The 1,784-nt window shown below is 28.1% G+C and carries 2 protein-coding genes; both read left to right on the forward strand.

Going from position 1 to position 1,784, the window contains the following annotated elements; translation table 11 throughout:
- The first annotated feature begins 34 nt into the window (after positions 1–34).
- Positions 35–1,336 (forward strand): conjugated bile salt MFS transporter, encoded by a 1,302-nt coding sequence (locus G3997_RS01185; RefSeq protein WP_296646813.1) that lies wholly within the window; start codon positions 35–37, stop codon positions 1,334–1,336.
- A 219-nt stretch (positions 1,337–1,555) separates the two neighbouring features.
- Positions 1,556–1,735: a hypothetical protein gene (locus tag G3997_RS01190; protein ID WP_296646817.1), complete on the forward strand. Its 180-nt coding sequence runs from the start codon at positions 1,556–1,558 to the stop codon at positions 1,733–1,735.
- Positions 1,736–1,784: the final 49 nt, after the last annotated feature.

Raw genomic sequence — 1,784 nt, forward strand, 5'->3', positions numbered from 1 at the left:
AAAGAAAGATAAAATATAAAAAGGAGATATTCGTATGAATAATTCACAAGTTAGTAAAAAGAAAAAAATCCAAACAGGATGGCGGATACTTATAGCATGTATGCTTGTTCAAGCTATACCTTATTGTATAGTAGGTAATACACAAGCATTATATATGTACCCAGTAATGCAAGCAAAAGGATTTACGGTACAACAATTCTCATTAATATTTACAATAGGTACATTAGTTCCAGCTTTAATAGGACCATTCATAGGTGGTATATATAACAAAGTAAACTTAAAGATGTTCTACTTATTTGGTGGTATATTACTAGGTGGAGGATTTATGACATTCTCTATAGCTGATAAGTTATGGCAATTCTATGCAATAGCTGCAGTAGTTCAAGTTGGATCAAGTATAATATCTGGTATAGGAGTACCTTTAATAATAAATGCTTGGTTTGATGAAGCAGGTAAAGGTAAAGCAATGGGATTAGCATTTGCAGGTGGATCTATAGGTAACGTATTCTTACAACAATTAGTTGTTGGAACTATAAGTTCAAGAGGTTATGCACATTCATACTTTGTATTTGGTTTAGTAGCATTAATAGCTATAATACCAATAGCATTATTTATGATAAGACTTCCTAAGAATGAAAGTGAAATAGTTAAAGGTAAAGTTGAAAATAAAGAAGAAAAGAAAACTTCTTCAATAGATATATCATATACATTAAAAGAAGCACAAAAAAATAAGTACTTCTGGATAATGGGAATAGGATTATTCTTTGTAGGTATATATGTATCTGCTTATGCAGTACAATATGCAGCATATTTCCAAGGTGAATTAAAAATATCAGCATCTACAATAGCTACAACAGGTTCATTATTTGCTTTAGCATCATTATTTGGTAACTTAGTTGGTGGTATGCTATTTGATAAATTAGGTATATTAAAAACTTTATTTATAGGATCAGTAGCAGTAATAGGATCAGGTGTTGCATTATTAATGGCTGGAAATTCACCAATATTTGCACATATACACTCTATATTAAAAGGTTTAGCAATGTTCGTTTATATGATGGGACCAGCTTACATGGTAGGTTCATTCTTTGGTAATAAAGAATATGGAGCTATATTAGGTTTAATAAACTTAAACTTTGCTATAGGATTCTGTTTAGGATCAGCTTTATTTGGAGTATTTGTTGCAGCAGTTGGATACAACGCAACTTGGATAGGTATATTAGTATGTGTAGTACTTGCATTTGCATCACTTATAATTGCAGCTAATGGTATGACTAAGTTAAACAAAGAAAGATTAGCAAAAATGCAAAATGGAGATTCGAATAAAATAGCTTAATATATAAAGGCTGTCTAGTTAATAGACAGCYTTTTTTTTATNNTAGCTAATGGTATGACTAAGTTAAACAAAGAAAGATTAGCAAAAATGCAAAATGGAGATTCGAATAAAATAGCTTAATATATAAAGGCTGTCTAGTTAATAGACAGCTTTTTTTATTGTATGTTTATAAAAAATAAGTATGGATATAATCCTAATAAAACTTACAAGGGGTATGAAATGATAGTATTAAATAGAGAGAAAATAATAGATGGATTAATTGAATTGAAAAAAGAAGAAGAATTAACAAATGAGATTATATTTAATAATATAAAATCAATAGTAAATTTAGATGATGTAAGTAATCAAGAGAAATTAAAGCTTATAAATAATGAATTAGGGAAAATATTATTTAATTAAAATAAAAAAGATAGGTATTTAAAGCTTATCTTTTTTATTTTAATTAGAC

It is taken from the genome of Romboutsia sp. 13368 (genome assembly GCF_018336475.1).
Taxonomy (GTDB): domain Bacteria; phylum Bacillota; class Clostridia; order Peptostreptococcales; family Peptostreptococcaceae; genus Romboutsia.